We start from the raw sequence: 15,571 nt of genomic DNA, 5'->3' as shown, positions 1-15,571 counted from the left end.
ATAGTTTTAACTCTCTCTCTCTCTCTGGCTTTTTTTTAATGATTTTGCTTATGTTATATAAAGAAAAATTAAGGTTGATATATAAAAAATAGGGTAAAAATATTTAAAATTTTGTTTTAATCTCTGTTTTTTCATAATATTAATTTCTTCTGAATTTAATTGGTTTGCTATGATTGTCTAGTTTTTCAGTGGCTCAAATCACTCCTCCACCTAAACAAATATCTTGGCAATAAAAAACGGCATATTGCCCAGGGGTAATAGCCCTTTGTTTTTCTCCAAATTCTACTTTTATTTCACTTTCCTCAGCAGAAAATAATTTTACTAAAATTTCTGGCTGCCGGTAACGAAATTTAGCAGTTATTTTTTGACTATTAAGATAATTAATTAATTCTTTTTCTTCTACTAATCAATTAACTTCTTTCACTCAACAATGATCACTGTATAATCAAGGATTTTTTCAATTTTTTGCTACGTAAATTAGATTTTTTTTCACTTCTTTACCAACCACATAATAAGGTTCTTTTTCACCCTTTAAACCAATGCCGTGTCTTTGCCCGATGGTAAAATAATAAATTCCTTGATGCTTGCCCTTAATTTCTTCTTTGTCAATGTCAACTATGTTTCCTTCTTTTTTAGGCAAGTAATTAGCAAGAAAACCAGCAAAATTTCGTTCACCGATAAAGCAAATACCTGTTGAGTCTTTTTTTTTGGCATTAATTAGTTTCATTTTTTCAGCTATTTGGCGAACTTCTGTTTTAGTTAAATCAGCCAAAGGAAAAATTATTTTACTTAATAAATTACGGTCAATTTGGCACAAAAAATAAGTTTGGTCTTTGTTTTGGTCTTTTGGTTTACTTAAATAATAGCCTGAATGACTACAACCAGGAGAAACACATTCACATTTTTCTTTAACAATTTTAGCATAATGACCAGTAGCAATAAAATCAGCAGTGAAGTTTTTTTTTACATACTCAATAAAATAATGAAATTTAATCGAACTATTGCACAAAATATCAGGATTAGGGGTTAACCCTTGCTTTAAACCTTTTAAGAAACTCAAAAAAACTTCATTTCAATATTCTTGTAAAAAACTAACTTTATAAATAGGAATGTTTAATTGCTGGGCCACTTGCTGAGCATCTTGCCAGTCTTGACCTTGGGAACAAATTGTTGCTTGGCTAAGACTAGCATTTAAATAATCATCTCAATTCTGCATAAAAATCGCAGTTAATTGATAGCCTTGTTCTTTCAAGAGATAAGCAGAAACTGCTGAATCTACCCCTCCGCTTAAACCAATCACGACTTTTTTATTGTTTTTAATAAGAGAATGAGACATATTGATAAAATTTTAGTAAATGGGAAACTATAAGGATAATTAGAAAAAAACATACACGAGAGGGAAAAGAAATTAAACTTAACTGCTGAAAAAATAATTTGTTGTCAAAATTTAATCTATGTTTAGTGAAAAAACTATTACTGCTTTAGTTACTATTCCAATTACCCAAAATGTTGCCTTAATTAGAATATCGGGACCGAAAACTTATAACTTAATTAGCAAATTTTTTGACCATTCTTTACCCAAATACCCGCAAAAAAAATCTCAATTAGTTTTTGGTAATATCATTAATCACAATAAAGAAATTATTGACCAAGTTTTACTTTTGTGCTTTTACAAACCCCACTCTTTTACCGGAGAAGACGTAATAGAAATTAGTTGTCATGGAAATTTATTTATTGTCAATCAAATATTGCAATTAATTTTAGAAAATGGGGCTGAATTAGCCAGAGAAGGCGAATTCACCAAACAAGCCTTTTTCAATGGTAAATTAAATTTAATTCAGGCTCAAGCCATTAATGATTTAATTCGGGCTCCTACTCTTTCGGCTAGCAAATTGGCTTTGCATAATTTAAGTCCCCAAACTCAAAAAAAATTTGACAAATTAATAGAAAAAATTACTGACAAATTACTAAAAATTATTGCCACAATTGAAGTTAATATTGATTACCCTGAATATGATGGGGTAGAACTTTTAACATCAAAAAAAGCATTAAACCGTTTGCAAGAAATAAAGCAGGAACTAGGAAAATTACTTTCTTTAAGTAGGCAAGTTAAAGTTTATCAAGAAGGAGTTAAAGTTGCTATTGTAGGAAAACCTAATGTCGGAAAATCTACCCTTTTAAATTCTCTTCTTCAAGAAGAAAAAGCCATTGTATCACCTTTGGCCGGAACTACTCGTGATGTAGTTGAGGGAAAATACAATTTAAAAGGAATTCCACTAATCCTTTCTGATACCGCTGGCATTCGTGGAGCCAAAAATATTGTGGAAAAAATTGGTGTGTCTCGCAGTCAAGAAGTTCTTGAAAAGGCTGAATTAATCTTTTTTTTGCTTGATAATTCACAAATTTGAAGCAAAGAAGACATCAAAGTTTGGAAACTAGTAAAAAATAAAAAAACAGTGATTATTATTAATAAAATTGACTTAAAAAAAAAATTGAAATTACCTAATGAAATTTTAGCCAAAAATCCCATATCAATTAATGCTAAAAACGGAGAGATTAAAGATTTAGAAACAAGAGTGGAACAATTATTAGTCAAAGATTTAGGAAATATTCATTCTCCTTATCCTTTTTTAAGTCAAAGTTGGCAACAAAGCAAACTTCAAGAGTTAATTAAGCAAATTGACGAAATCACCCAGGCTTTGCAACAAGAAATTCCGTTAGATATAATAAGCGGTGATTTCCAGATAGTTTTTCACTTATTAAAAGAATTGAGTGGTAAAGAGTACAATGGAAAATTGTTAGATATCATTTTTAGTGAATTTTGTTTAGGGAAATAATTATATATTTTCACGTATTTTGCAAACTCTAAGTAATGTAATTTAAAAATTTTATATGACCGTAGTGGCAAAAGAAATTAGCCAACAAATGCAGAAATTAATTCAGTTGTTGGAAAAGTGGAATTATGAATACAATTTTTTAAACCAACCAACAGTTGACGATAAAATTTATGACCAGACTTTTCAAGAATTAAAAGATTTGGAAGAAAAATATAATTTGGTTTTGCCTAATTCACCCACGCAAAAGGTGGGAAGCAAAATTAAAAAAAAATTTCATCCAGTTGCCCACCAAATTCCAATGCTTAGTTTGGAAAGTACTGATAATTATGAAGAACTAGTGCGATTTGATGAAAAAGTAAAAAAAAAACTTGGGCTTAACGAAATAGATTATCTTTGCGAATTAAAAATTGACGGCTTGTCAGCTAGTTTACATTATCAAAATGGCAAATTAAGCAAGATAGTTACTCGTGGAGACGGATGGACAGGGGAAGATGTTAGTGTTAACCTTCCTTTAATTCAAAACTTACCAAAAAATTTACCGGAAAAAACTAAGATAATTGAAATCCGTGGAGAAATTTACATGAAAAAGGAAGAATTTCAACGCTTAAATAATGAATTAAAAAAAAGAAAACTGTCTCTTTTAGCTAATCCCCGAAACGCAGCAGCCGGAACTTTGCGAACTTTGATTCCCACCCAACAAAGAAACTTAAACTTTTTTGCTTACCAAATTTTGAGACATGACAACGATAAAGTCAATGAAACCAGTAATCAATTAAACTGCTTGGAAAAGTTAGCCAACTGAGGTTTTGAACCTAGTCCTTATTATCGGATTTGCCATAGTTTAGAAGAAATTCAAAAGTATTTTCAAGAAGTTAAAGAAAAACGGGATAATTTAGAATTTGAAATTGATGGAATTGTAATTAAAGTTAATAATTATGAATATTACGAAAAATTGGGTAATACTAATCGTTTTCCTCGTTGGGCCTTTGCTTACAAATTTCCGGCTTCTATTGTACTGAGCGAAGTTAAAGATATTCAAGTAGAAATTACCCGTAGCGGCCGAGTTTCTTATGTAGCCCAAATTATTCCTGTTTCTTTGCTGGGAAGCCAAATTAGCAAAGCCACCCTTCACAATTATGGCTTCATTCAGCAATTAAATCTTGCTATTGGTGACCGAGTAGTGATAAAAAAAGCTGGTGATATTATTCCTCAAGTAGTACAAGTAATTAAAATGAATGGGCAAAACACTTGCTGAATTCCGCCTACTAATTGTCCCTCTTGTTCTGCTTTACTTGCATGAAACCAAGAGCAAATTTATCAACACTGCCCTAATGAAGATTGTCCGGAAAGAAACATTAAGTCCTTGGCTCTTTTTGCTTCTAAACAAGGCATGGATATCAAAGGAGTAAGTGAAGCAATTATCCGTAAATTGTACCAAGTTAATTTGTTAAAAACTCCAACTGATTTTTATCGTTTAGAGCAAAAAAAATCAGAATTGTTAAAAATTGAAGGTCTACAAAAAAAATCAGTTAACAATCTTTTAAACAGTATTGAACAGTCGAAAAAAAAGCCTTTTTTTTGTTTAATAACTGCTTTAGGTATTCCTTTATTAGGGGGAGTAAAATCCCGCAAACTGGTTAGCAATTATCCTAATCTAGGTAGCCTTCTTCAAGCCGTTGAAAAGAATGAATTAGAACCAATTGGCAAACTCTTGGGAACCGAAACTCAAAAAGAAATTACGCATTACTTCCAAAAGCCTAAAAATTTAGAAATATTGAAGGATATGGAAAAGTTTAATTTTTAATATTTTTAAGAATTATTATTTTTTTTATATTAATTTTAATACCAAAAAAATCCAAAAACTCTGAGCAAGATATTTCTTTTAATTGTGCTCCTCGTATTGTCAAAAAAATTCCTGATTACTAATAACTATTACATCATTACTTTTTACCCCTTTCTGTTGCAAATATTCACTTAAATTAGTTTTTTTTAAATGCTGAATTAATTTTTCTGGTTGAGGATATTTCTGGCTTAAGTTCTCAATAAAAGAACCAGTTAGTTTTCAATAATGAGGCTTTAAAGAAACTATTTGCCAGTCAACGAGAACTGTAAAATCATAAATTTTATGTAAAGGAGAAAGAGAGATAATATTTGTTTCTTGGCTTTTTTTGATTGACTCAAATAATTCTTGGGTCAATAAATCTAAATTAATTCTTTGAGTTGCTGAGATAAAAAGATGTTTTTCGTTACTTAATTCAAGTTGGCTTTTTTTTTGTAACTCTTTTTTTTTCGCTAAGGAAAGCAAATCAATTTTATTTCAAATGATTATTTTTTGCTTGTTTTGGGGCTCAATAAACCCACTATCTTTTAATTCTTTTTCTAAAACACTTAAATCTTGCCAAGGGTTGTCTCTGCTGGCATCTAAAACATAAATAATCAGAGAACAGCGTACAATGTGTCGTAAAAATTGTAAACCTAATCCTTTTCCTTGGGCTGCTCCTTCCATAATTCCTGGCAAATCGGCAATAGTTATTTTTTGCTCTCCTTTGGTTAAAACTCCTAATTGAGGATTGAGAGTAGTGAAAGGAAAATTCGCAGTTTTTACTTTGGTATTGGTTAGGGCATTGATTAAAGTGCTTTTGCCAACGTTAGGCAAACCTAATAAGCCAACATCAGCTAAAATCTTTAATTCTAATTTTAATTGAAATTTTTCTCCTAAACGACCCTTTTGGGCATAATGAGGGGCTCGATTAACCGAAGAAGCAAAGGCAGCATTTCCTAATCCACCTTTTCCTCCTTTAGCAATTAATAAAGTTTGTTGAGGAAACAAGATTTCTCCCAGGATTATTTCTTTGTAATTTTGGGCAAAAGCAGGTTTTTCTTCATTTAATTTAATAATTGTGCCTAAGGGAACTTTGATATAAGTGCTTTCTCCACTTTTGCCGGTTTTCAACTGATTTTGTCCGTTGGTTCCACTACCGGCTGCCCAAAGTTTTTTGCTACTTAAAGAAAAAAAAGAGTTTGTTTGCTCATCTCCTTGAAAATAAACATGACCACCACTTCCGCCATTGCCTCCGTCAGGACCAGCCTTGGGATTGCGATAATCATGACGAAAGGAGACAACACCATTTCCGCCATCACCAGCCTTGACTGTCAAATAAATTTCGTCAATGAATTTCATATTAGAAATTTTACTTTTGACTTCCCTGTTCAACTTTGTCTATATGCTCTAGCAATTTGCGGTGACGTTTTAAAAATTACTAATATATGAAAATAAAAAGAAAAGAAAGAAAACAAAAAAGAAAAAAAATCCTTAAACCTAAAAGAAACCAATTGAACCAAGCAAAAGTTCTCAAAAATAAAAAGCGTCAAGCAGAAAAAAGAAAATATAAAACTTTAATTAAAAATCAGAGCAAAATAATTGAGAATGAATGTAAGCAAAGCAGTTTGCAAAAAAAAGATGCTGATTTTACTAACTTAAAAAAATTACTTAGCCAAACACAAAAAATCCTTGATAAAGCCGCTCAAAAAAGAATTATTCATAAAAAAAATGCTGCACGAAAGAAAAGCAAAATTAACCACAAAATCAATGATTTTAAAAAGCAAATTAGTCTTGAAAATTCTGCTGTTCCGGTTGAAGAATAATGAAAATTTTTTATCTTTTTTTTAAATAGTTTGCAACAAGAAAAAAAGAAAGTGCAGAACACACTAGTTCGTAGTTATTATTAACTTTTGTAATTTTCTCACTGACTAACCACTTGTGCCAAAACAATCCCGCAACTGACAGAAACATTTAAAGAACTAATATTATTGCTCATTGAGATATAAATAGCACTATTGCTCTTTTGAATGATTTTTTGTTTAATACCTTGGTGCTCATTGCCAAAAACTATACAAGTAGGAAAATTAAACTCTATTTGATTATATTCTTGGCTTCCTGGCTGGCAAACCGTGGAAATGATTTGATAATTATTTTTTTTTAATTCATTAATGGCTTCTAGTAAGTTATTAACTTGACAAACAGGGACATAAGCCACACCACCCATAGAAACTTTGATTACCGTGCTGTTTACTGGCACTTGATTTTTGGCAGCAATAATCACTCCATCTATTTTTAAAGCCGCACAAGTTCGTAAGATTGCTCCAAAATTATGGGGGTCTTCAATGCCATCTAGCATAACCAATAAAGGAAACTGACGATTTGATTTTTGTTTTAGCAAGGAATTAAGCGAAACATAGTTATATTCTTTAATAAAAGCAATGATGCCTTGATTTTTTTTGTCGAAACTGTAACGAGAAAAGTCATTTTTGTCTAGTAATTGATAAGAGAGATTTTTGGTTTCTAGCAGTTTAAGAAGTACTTTATCATTTTTGTATTTTTCCTCCAAAAGCAAAATTTTTTTTAACTGAAAATAAGGAGAATTTATTAAACTGCGAACAGTATGATTACCAAAGGCGAGAAAAGTCATTTAAATTAGTGTTCTCTCTCTCTCTCTCTCTTGAAAATAATTAACCGAAATTTCGTCTTTTAAACCAACAAATTTATCTTTACTAGAATTATATTTGGGGCTTGAACCATGATAAGCAGGAGGAATTGACTCCATGGGTATATTATCCACACCTTCAATTAAATAAAAATTTCCAATTTCGGAATTAACACCTCAACCATTATTAAAAAGCACGTTATTTAAAGCAGGGTGATTTTTAGGAATCATAAGGCTAAAATCTAGCCCGTTTTGTTTTCCTTGAAAGCAGTAAAATTCTTTCATATCCTTTCATTCTATTGATACACCACCAGGAGATGGCGAACGATAAAATAATTTAGGATTATTTGATAACTTTTCGTCTATTTCTGCTCTTTCTTGCTCTCTTTTAATTCCATGTAGTTCTTGGACCTGTGCTAATAAATCGGCTATTTCTTGACAGTCTTTTTCGTCTAAATAGTGACGAACAAAAAGAAATTTAAAAGCAGGGTCAGATTGAATATCCCCTTCTTCTCAGGTGCCATTTTTTAAATCTTCTAGTTGTTTTTTAATATCTCTCTTTAATGAATTAGCCAACTTCTTTTTATCTAGATTTTTTTCGTCTTTTAGGACACTAGAAGCCGAAGTAGGAGCCGAATTTTTTCAATGTTCTTTTTTGTCAAAAAGCGTGTTTTGTAATGAAGTTAGTTTTTCTTTTGTCAATTTTTTTTCGGAAAGCGTTTGAGTATTAGCAAATTGTTTTTTCAGTTCTTTTTCTTGTTCTTTCAATTGAGCAATTTCGGTTTTTAAATTTTCTCGCTCACGTTTTTCAACTTCAAAATTTCTTGTTTTAGTTTCTGCTTCTTTTTTATTTTGATTATGAATAAAAAAAGCAATTCCGCTAGCAATTAAAAAGAGAATTAATAAAACAATTCCAAAAGTAATATATTTTCTTGACTTGCTTTTTTTCACCATATTAGTTATTTTTAATACTTTTATTAAAGAGTTATAAACAAGTGGATTGCTATCAGAAACACAGATAAAAACTATAATTAATGAAAATTTTGGCAATTGGCGACATCTTTGGTAAATTAGGAAGAAAAATTGTTAAAGATTATTTAAGCCAACATAAGCAAGAGTTTGATCTAGTAATTGCTAATGTAGAAAATGCTACTCACGGTAAGGGAATTTCTGATAAACATTATCAAGAATTAAAAAAAACAGGAATTACTATTATGACTTCGGGTAATCACATTTTTCATTTAGAGGAAACCACAGAACTTCTTAATAGCGTTTCTGATTTATTACGTCCCCTTAATCTTAAACCTTACCATCCTGGTCGTGGTTCGGTTTTAATAAATGTTGAAACTAAAGACAAAAGGGTTAAAAAAGTTAGAATTACTAATCTTTTAGGAACTAATTTTATAGCACTAGGGGCACAAAATCCTTACTTTGCTCTAGAAAAAATGATAAAATTACAGGATTGCGACTTGCATTTAGTTGATTTTCATGCTGAAACTACAGCCGAAAAAAATGCCTTGGCTTGACATTATGACGGACAAATTACTGCTCTTTGGGGAACTCATACTCACGTCCAAACGGCCGACGAAAGAATACTACCAAAAGGAACTTTTTTTTTAAGCGATGTAGGAATGACTGGTCCAAATGAAGGAATTATTGGGGCTGAACCCGAGGGAATTATCCAGAGAAGCAAACATAAAATTTTTTCTCCTATGCGTCCTTGCGAAAAAGGACAGACCCAATTTAATGGTTTAGTTTTAGAAGTTGATGATAATAGCAATAAAGTGATTAATTTTCAAAGAATTAATTTTAAAAATGTTTCCCTATCTTAACCCATGTTCAAATGAAAAATCCTAAAAATATAGCGACAAAAAAACCTACAATCAGCAGAGTAATAATTAACCTTTTTGTTTTCCTTCACCGATAACAAGGATAGCAAAGCCAAAGCGAAGCCGTATCAGAACCGCCGCTGCCTCAACCACCACCGCCTCCTCAGCCACCTCAACCTCAGCGACCACCAAAAACACCAAGTCCCGAACCACGATTTTCCCTTATTTTTATTTCTCTGCCTTCAGGAATTTGTCGATTACAATCAAAGCAAATTTTCTTGTTCATATTCTAAATTTTAATTCTGTTTTTGGTGAATAAGGCAAAGTAGAAAAGATGATGAATGAAATAAACAGAAAAAAAATAAAAGATAAGCCAAGAGAAGAGATAAAAAGCAAAATTTTCCTACTAAACAGAACTAACAAAAAATAATTATGACTTGTTCGGTTATTATTCAAAAGAATGAAATCGCTAAAATCATTTATTTACTGCAAAAAGGAGAAATTTTAGTTCTTCCTACTGATACAGTTTATGGTTTAGCACTAAGTTTAAAAAAAAGTGAAAAAGCCAACCTCATTTACCAAATCAAACAAAGGAACGAAGAAAAGCCGTTAGCAGTGGTGGTTTCTGACTTAAAAATGGCTAAAACCCTTGGTAAATTCGACCAAAATGCCCTTTTTCTTCTTGAAAAACATCCGGCAGGAAAAATTACCTTAATTGTTCCCAAAAATTCCCATCTTTCTTATCTACAAAAATTAGAAAACATTGGTATTCGTATTACTGCTGACGAATGATTAAAAAAAATTATCAATTCGGTTGGTCCTTTATTAATGACTAGTTGAAATATTTCGGGTCATCCTCCTTTTACTTCTCCCCTAGAAGGGAAAATCAATAACTTAATTGGAGGGATTGTTGATGGTGGCATCTTGACTAATAAGCCTTCACTAGTTTTTGATAACATTAGGAAAAAGTGAGTTCGGTCCAATTAAAAACAAGAATTTTAGTGTTTGTCATATAAAATTTATTTATAGATATGCATCCTTTATTAATAACTCTTATTATTTTTTTATTAATTTTTCTCCTTTTGCTTGGTCCTTTAATTACTTATTTTTGGGCTAAAAGCATTGCCATTTGATTTAAAGGAGTAAAAAGAATTGACAATCGGAAGGACTTGGCGAGATACCCGAAATTGGCAGAAATAGTTCGCACTATTAAAGCAATTTGCCGCCATTATGAAGTGCCAATGCCCGAAGTAGGAATTTATCCTTCTCGTGAAATTAATGCCTTTGCCACTGGTCGGCCAGGAGATAGTTTAATTGCTATTTCTACCGGTTTAATCAAAAATTTTACTGATGAGGAAATTAAAGGAGTTTTGGCTCATGAAATTTCCCATTTAATTCACAAAGATTTAAGATTTATTTTGTTAGTTCAAGGAATCTGTGATTTAGTGGTTATTGTTTTAAGTTCGCTTGTTTTTGTTATGGCAGCGGCTCCACGAAGGGATGAAGAGGAAAGTTTCGGCAGCCAAATTGTCCGGCTTATTTTTGCTGTTGTTCTTTATTATATAGTTGCTACTATTTTGCGAATTATAGCCTTGATAATTGTTTGCTGAGTTACCCGCAAAAGAGAATTAAAAGCCGACCGCAAGGGAACCGAAATTATTGGCACGGACCGCATGATTGCTACTCTGAAAAAATTGTTGTCATTAGAAAAGCAAGAAGAATCCTTGGATGACTTTTTGCCGGAAGAAAAAACCCCAGAAGACGATTTGGATTTTGAAGAAACTAAAAAAAAAACTAATGATTACGAAAAAGAGCCTAATTCTATTTCTCTCTTAAAAATTAGCACTGGCAAGAAAAGAAGTGATTGACTTTTAGAACTTTTTCGCACCCATCCGCCATTAGAGGAAAGAATTGCAATCTTGAAAAAATTGAAAAAACAAAGAGGTAATTTTTAATTTCTCGCAATTTTAATTAAAATTATATTATATATATAAAAAGTTATGAATGGCATACATTGAACTTATAAAGAAGGCATTGAGATTGGTTGAGGTTGAGAAGAAAAAGGGAAAATTGATTGATTTGCCTATAAAGGTAATTCAGAAGAAACTAAAGAAATCAAGGAAGAAATTCATAAATTTAAATCTGGTAAAGATTATTCTTATACTCCGAGTGGCAAAATAGAAAAATGAATGGATGGAGAATGTGAAAAATATACTATTCACAACCAAGAATTAAAGAAAAAATTGTGGGAAATTACAAACGAAGAGAATGAAATTGAAATAGAGATGGCTGAAATACCCAAAATTCCTAAGTTGGAGCCTATTAGTCCAATTGAGCCCATCAAGCCGATAGAACCGATTGAACCCATAAAGCCTATAAGACCAATTGGCAAACGCAAAAATAACGAGAAATGAAAAGAATACGACGAAAAAATGAAACAATACCAAGAAAAAATGAAAACTTATGCGGAAAGAATGAAAGAATATGGTCAAAGAATGCAGGAATACCATCGAAAAATGGCAGAATACACCAAAAAACTGGCTGAAAAATTTGGTAAAAAATCCTTATCAGAAAATAATAAAGTTAGCAGAAACCAAACTGAATATAAAAAAAAAGTTTGTCCTAATTGTTTAGACAAAGGCCAATACAGAGTTCAGCCAGGCGATAACTTTTGCCGAAATTGTGAAACGCAACTTATAGACATAGAAAGAAGTAAACTTATTTTAGAAAAAAATCAATGAAAATGACGAGAATTTTGCGTAGGAATTAGTATGACCTTAATTCTTTCTGGTCTGGTGTTTTTATTAGTCAAGTTATTTAAGAAAAAGAAATAATTTTAACTTATAACTTACTAATTTCTTTCATGTCCTTAAATCAATTTGTCATAAAAAACTTAACTGATTTGGAAAAACTGACAAACTTTATTTTGCCTTACCTTCAACCTAATATCTTTTTACTTTTACAAGGAAATTTAGGAGCAGGAAAAACTACTTTCACCCAAATAATTGCTAAAAAACTAGGAATTAAGCAAACAATAAATTCACCTACTTTTACTATTTTACAGCAATATAAAATAAGGAATAATTATTACTTAAATCACTTTGATTTTTTTCGTTTAACTTCAAAGGATAATCTTTCTGTTTTTGAGGAATTAACTGCTAATAATTTAAATGTTATTGAATGACCTGAAAGAAATCCCCAATTTTGACAGAACAAAAAACATATTTGCTTAATTTTTAAACTTCAATTTTCCCAAGAAAAAGAATTAAGATTAGTTAAAGTAAAATGAAATAACTAAAAAATATTCTTTTGTGATTTGTTGGGATAAATACTGAACTAAAAAGGCAGAAAAACTTTATATTATTAGATAAAGAAAAATTTATAATTTAATGCTTTTTTTATAAGATTTTTTCGTTTTTAGGAATCTAAAATTTTCCTATTCACTTTTTTTCTTGGATTCTACTAATCGGCTAATAATTAGTCCTAAAACAACCACTCCTGCCACAATTGCGAGACCAATAGCCACTTTTTGACCAGTGGTGAAACCATTTTCTTTATTATTTTTATTTTCTTGGCTAGTATTCGTGTTTTGTTTGTTAGCAATTTGGCTTTGTTGTAGCTTTTGTGAGTGTTGAATGGCCTTATCTACCTGAGTTTTGGTTATTCGGTAAGTATCTGGCTCGCTATCCTTAATTGCGTGTAATTTAGTAACCAAATTTGGTTGAAAAGTTTGACTATTTAGAGTTTTTTCCGCTATGGTTAAAGCATTTTGAACTTTTTTGGTTTCTTCTACTGATTTTACTTGTGATGAATCAATTTTTTCAACTTCTTTTTTAAATTCAGGAGTTCATTCTTTACTATCGCTATTTAAATTTGACCAATTGCTAACTGGTTGAGGGTTTTGGTTATCAGTGGACGATTTTTCATTATTCTCGGGCTGCTTATTTGGTTGACTTGTTGATGCTGGATTTTCATTTAATGGCACAGTAGGTGAAGAAGATTTTACTTTCTCACTTTTTTCCGATGGCGTGCTTTCTTGGGATGAAGAAGAAGATTTTTCTTGTTTTTTCGGCTTTGCTTCAGTAATTTTTTTAATTAACTCTTTTTTATATTCGTCAACAGCCTTTTGGTCTTTATTTTCAAATTCTTTTTTTCAATCTTTACCTAATATGTCAGTTTCAGAGGAAGCGAGATTAGCCTCTTTTCAGGCTTTTTCTACTTCTTTGATAGCATTATCTACAATTTTTTCAAGAGAATTTTCCTCTTTTTGAGCGGCTAAATTCTTATCACCTGCTGCTTGTGTTGTTTTGCTATCATTTTTAACTTCGGCATCACCTTTTTCCTCTTTTGTTGTACCTGCATTATTTGTTTCACTACTGCTAGCAGTGTTATTTTCTTCTTTTTTGGCAGTAGCAGTATTATGTGTGTTATCGTCTTCGCTTGCTTCTTCTGCTGATGCACAGAATTTATTGTTTTCATTATCATCTTTTGTCATAATATATTATTTTTAATGCTTATTTATTTTTTATATTATGGAATTCTCTCAATTTTCTTTTTGTGAAGTTAAAAATTGTTATAATAATAAATGGAAGTAAAAAATCAAGACCACCGCACGATTGCCGAAAATTTGGATTTATATATTTTTGATGAAAAGGCTGGTCAAGGATTACCAATTCTTTTGCCTAACTGAGTAATTATTCGCAACCAAATTCAACAATTTATTCACCAAAAGTGAATTGAATATAATTTTCAAGAAGCAATTACTCCTATTTTAGGAAGTAAAGCATTATACAAAACTAGCGGGCATTTATCTCACTACCAGGATTACATGTTTCCCGAAATCAGCCGTAATAATGAAACTTACTATTTACGCCCTATGACCTGTCCTCATCATTGCTTAATTTATCAACAAAAACCCCGCTCTTATCGAGAATTACCTTTCCGTTTGTGTGAAAATTCTCTTTTATTTCGTTATGAGGCTTCGGGAGCAATGAAAGGCTTAGAACGGATTCGTTGATTTGAATTATCTGAACATCACATTTTTGTTTCTCACGAGCAATTAAAAGAAGAATTAAAAAAAAATTATCGTTATATTGCGGATATTTTAGCCGCGTTCAATTTCCCAATCTCGCGACTAGTTTGTGCCCTTCATGACCCTAATAATTCAGAAAAATATCATTCAGATAAGGAATTATGAAAATATTCAGAAAGCGTTTTAGTTGATGCTTTAAATGAATTGAAATTAAATTATGTTGTTCTTGAAGGTGAAGCGGCCTTTTATGGTCCCAAATTAGACCTGGAAATAACCGCAACAGACGGCAAAAATATTACTATTGCTACTATTCAATTAGATTTTATTTTACCCCAAAAATTCGGTTTAAAATATATAGACCAAGAACAAAACTTAAAAATTCCTGCCATTATTCACCAGTCGCCCATTGGTTCTTATCAGCGATTTATTGCTTTATTATTAGAACAAACTAACGGTAAATTGCCCTTTTGATTAGCACCAATTCAATTAGTTATCTTGCCTATAAACGATCAAGAAGAAGTAAAGGAATACAGTGAAAATTTACAAAAAAAGTTATTAACGAATAATTTTCGCACCGAAATTTGGCTACCAGAAAAACAAATAAAATACCAAATTAAACAAACTTATATAAAAAAAATTCCTTATTATTTAGTAGTTGGAAAAGAGGAAATAAAAAATGAAAAGTTAAAGTTAACTTACACCTATTCATCGCCAAAAAAGGAAATTGAACTAACAGAAAATGAATTATTAGAAAAATTAAAATTGGAAAATAGTATTCGCATGGTCAAACTTAATCAATAAAACCCTTGTTCTTTTTTTTGCTGTTGATCAATAATAACAAGTAGACTATAACCCTAATGTTGCTGGGAATTAAATCTTATCAAGTATAATTTTTTTTGGGAAATCAAAGAGCAGTTTCTTTTTTAGCACTTTCAAGGCTGTCTGAAGCATGACAAATATTTTCATTAATTTTTTGTTGTGGACCAAGATAAAAATCTCCCCGGATAGTTCCAGGTGCGGCTTCAGCCGGATTAGTTGCTCCAAGCATCTGACGAGCAGTATTAATAATGTTTTCTCCTTGTCAAATCATTGCAATAACTGGTCCTGAAAGCATAAAATCAATTAGTTCTTCAAAGAAAAATTTTGCTTTTAATTCTGTATAATGCTCTACAAGAATTTTCCGATTTGCTTGAAGCATTTTTAGAGCCAGCATTTGAAATCCTTTTTTTTCTAAACGTTGAATAATTTCTCCAACTAGTTTCCTTTTTATTCCATCAGGTTTAATCATAATAAAAGTTTTTTCTTTTTGATGACTGGTTTCATTCATATTTAATTTTTAGCCTAATCCAGCAAGAACCTACCTCGTAATCAGGTAGGGGATGAATTGCT

At 31.1% G+C, this 15,571-nt stretch carries 16 protein-coding genes; 9 read left to right on the top strand and 7 right to left on the bottom strand.

Going from position 1 to position 15,571, the window contains the following annotated elements; all coding sequences use genetic code 4:
• Positions 1–139: 139 nt before the first annotated feature.
• Positions 140–1,336, bottom strand: a complete 1,197-nt coding sequence (mnmA, locus tag GvMRE_RS00350) for a tRNA 2-thiouridine(34) synthase MnmA (RefSeq protein WP_147409289.1) — start codon at positions 1,334–1,336, stop codon at positions 140–142.
• Positions 1,337–1,454: 118 nt separating this feature from the next.
• Between mnmA and mnmE the strand changes: the two genes are divergently transcribed.
• Positions 1,455–2,837 (top strand): tRNA uridine-5-carboxymethylaminomethyl(34) synthesis GTPase MnmE, encoded by a 1,383-nt coding sequence (gene mnmE / locus GvMRE_RS00345; protein WP_147409288.1) that lies wholly within the window; start codon positions 1,455–1,457, stop codon positions 2,835–2,837.
• Between the two features lie 55 nt (positions 2,838–2,892).
• Complete coding sequence (gene ligA, locus GvMRE_RS00340; RefSeq protein ID WP_147409287.1) at positions 2,893–4,641, top strand: NAD-dependent DNA ligase LigA; 1,749 nt, start codon at positions 2,893–2,895, stop codon at positions 4,639–4,641.
• 78 nt (positions 4,642–4,719) lie between these two features.
• Here the strand turns inward: ligA and cgtA are convergent, their stop codons facing one another.
• On the bottom strand, positions 4,720–6,018 hold the full coding sequence (gene cgtA / locus GvMRE_RS00335; RefSeq protein ID WP_147409286.1) for an Obg family GTPase CgtA: 1,299 nt from the start codon (positions 6,016–6,018) through the stop codon (positions 4,720–4,722).
• 86 nt (positions 6,019–6,104) lie between these two features.
• Between cgtA and rpsT the strand changes: the two genes are divergently transcribed.
• The gene (gene rpsT, locus GvMRE_RS00330; RefSeq protein WP_147409285.1) at positions 6,105–6,482 is read left to right on the top strand and encodes a 30S ribosomal protein S20; all 378 of its coding nucleotides are present in this window, start codon (positions 6,105–6,107) and stop codon (positions 6,480–6,482) included.
• 80 nt (positions 6,483–6,562) lie between these two features.
• Here rpsT and rlmB read toward each other — a convergent pair whose 3' ends face one another.
• On the bottom strand, positions 6,563–7,306 hold the full coding sequence (gene rlmB / locus GvMRE_RS00325; protein ID WP_147409284.1) for a 23S rRNA (guanosine(2251)-2'-O)-methyltransferase RlmB: 744 nt from the start codon (positions 7,304–7,306) through the stop codon (positions 6,563–6,565).
• Positions 7,307–8,275: a hypothetical protein gene (locus GvMRE_RS00320; protein WP_147409283.1), complete on the bottom strand. Its 969-nt coding sequence runs from the start codon at positions 8,273–8,275 to the stop codon at positions 7,307–7,309. It lies immediately after the preceding gene.
• Positions 8,276–8,355: 80 nt separating this feature from the next.
• Between GvMRE_RS00320 and GvMRE_RS00315 the strand changes: the two genes are divergently transcribed.
• The gene (locus GvMRE_RS00315; RefSeq protein WP_147409282.1) at positions 8,356–9,153 is read left to right on the top strand and encodes a TIGR00282 family metallophosphoesterase; all 798 of its coding nucleotides are present in this window, start codon (positions 8,356–8,358) and stop codon (positions 9,151–9,153) included.
• Here the strand turns inward: GvMRE_RS00315 and GvMRE_RS00310 are convergent.
• Positions 9,131–9,436 (bottom strand): hypothetical protein, encoded by a 306-nt coding sequence (locus GvMRE_RS00310; protein ID WP_147409281.1) that lies wholly within the window; start codon positions 9,434–9,436, stop codon positions 9,131–9,133. The two genes, GvMRE_RS00315 and GvMRE_RS00310, sit on opposite strands and share 23 nt — an antisense overlap.
• A gap of 146 nt (positions 9,437–9,582) precedes the next feature.
• On the opposite strand from GvMRE_RS00310, the gene GvMRE_RS00305 reads away from it, so the two are divergent.
• From GvMRE_RS00305 to tsaE, 4 genes are read left to right on the top strand one after another with little or no spacing between them, the layout of a single operon-like run.
• Positions 9,583–10,137, top strand: coding sequence for an L-threonylcarbamoyladenylate synthase (locus GvMRE_RS00305; RefSeq protein WP_147409279.1), 555 nt, complete (start codon positions 9,583–9,585; stop codon positions 10,135–10,137).
• A gap of 44 nt (positions 10,138–10,181) precedes the next feature.
• Positions 10,182–11,105, top strand: coding sequence for a M48 family metalloprotease (locus GvMRE_RS00300; RefSeq protein ID WP_147409278.1), 924 nt, complete (start codon positions 10,182–10,184; stop codon positions 11,103–11,105).
• A 45-nt stretch (positions 11,106–11,150) separates the two neighbouring features.
• Entirely contained in the window at positions 11,151–11,984 is an 834-nt protein-coding gene (locus GvMRE_RS00295; protein ID WP_147409276.1) for a hypothetical protein, read from the top strand.
• A 29-nt stretch (positions 11,985–12,013) separates the two neighbouring features.
• A complete protein-coding gene (gene tsaE / locus GvMRE_RS00290) occupies positions 12,014–12,448 on the top strand; it encodes a tRNA (adenosine(37)-N6)-threonylcarbamoyltransferase complex ATPase subunit type 1 TsaE (protein ID WP_147409274.1) in 435 nt (144 codons plus the stop codon).
• 138 nt (positions 12,449–12,586) lie between these two features.
• On the opposite strand, the gene GvMRE_RS00285 is transcribed toward tsaE, so the two are convergent.
• The gene (locus GvMRE_RS00285) at positions 12,587–13,645 is read right to left on the bottom strand and encodes a hypothetical protein (RefSeq protein WP_147409272.1); all 1,059 of its coding nucleotides are present in this window, start codon (positions 13,643–13,645) and stop codon (positions 12,587–12,589) included.
• A 90-nt stretch (positions 13,646–13,735) separates the two neighbouring features.
• Between GvMRE_RS00285 and thrS the strand changes: the two genes are divergently transcribed.
• A complete protein-coding gene (gene thrS, locus GvMRE_RS00280; RefSeq protein WP_147409270.1) occupies positions 13,736–14,983 on the top strand; it encodes a threonine--tRNA ligase in 1,248 nt (415 codons plus the stop codon).
• A gap of 76 nt (positions 14,984–15,059) precedes the next feature.
• Here thrS and ndk read toward each other — a convergent pair whose 3' ends face one another.
• A complete protein-coding gene (ndk, locus tag GvMRE_RS00275) occupies positions 15,060–15,509 on the bottom strand; it encodes a nucleoside-diphosphate kinase (RefSeq protein WP_147409268.1) in 450 nt (149 codons plus the stop codon).
• Positions 15,510–15,571: the final 62 nt, after the last annotated feature.

The organism is endosymbiont GvMRE of Glomus versiforme, assembly GCF_003546845.1.
Note: the sequence above shows the minus strand (reverse complement) of the source record. Positions and strands in the feature narration are given on the sequence as shown.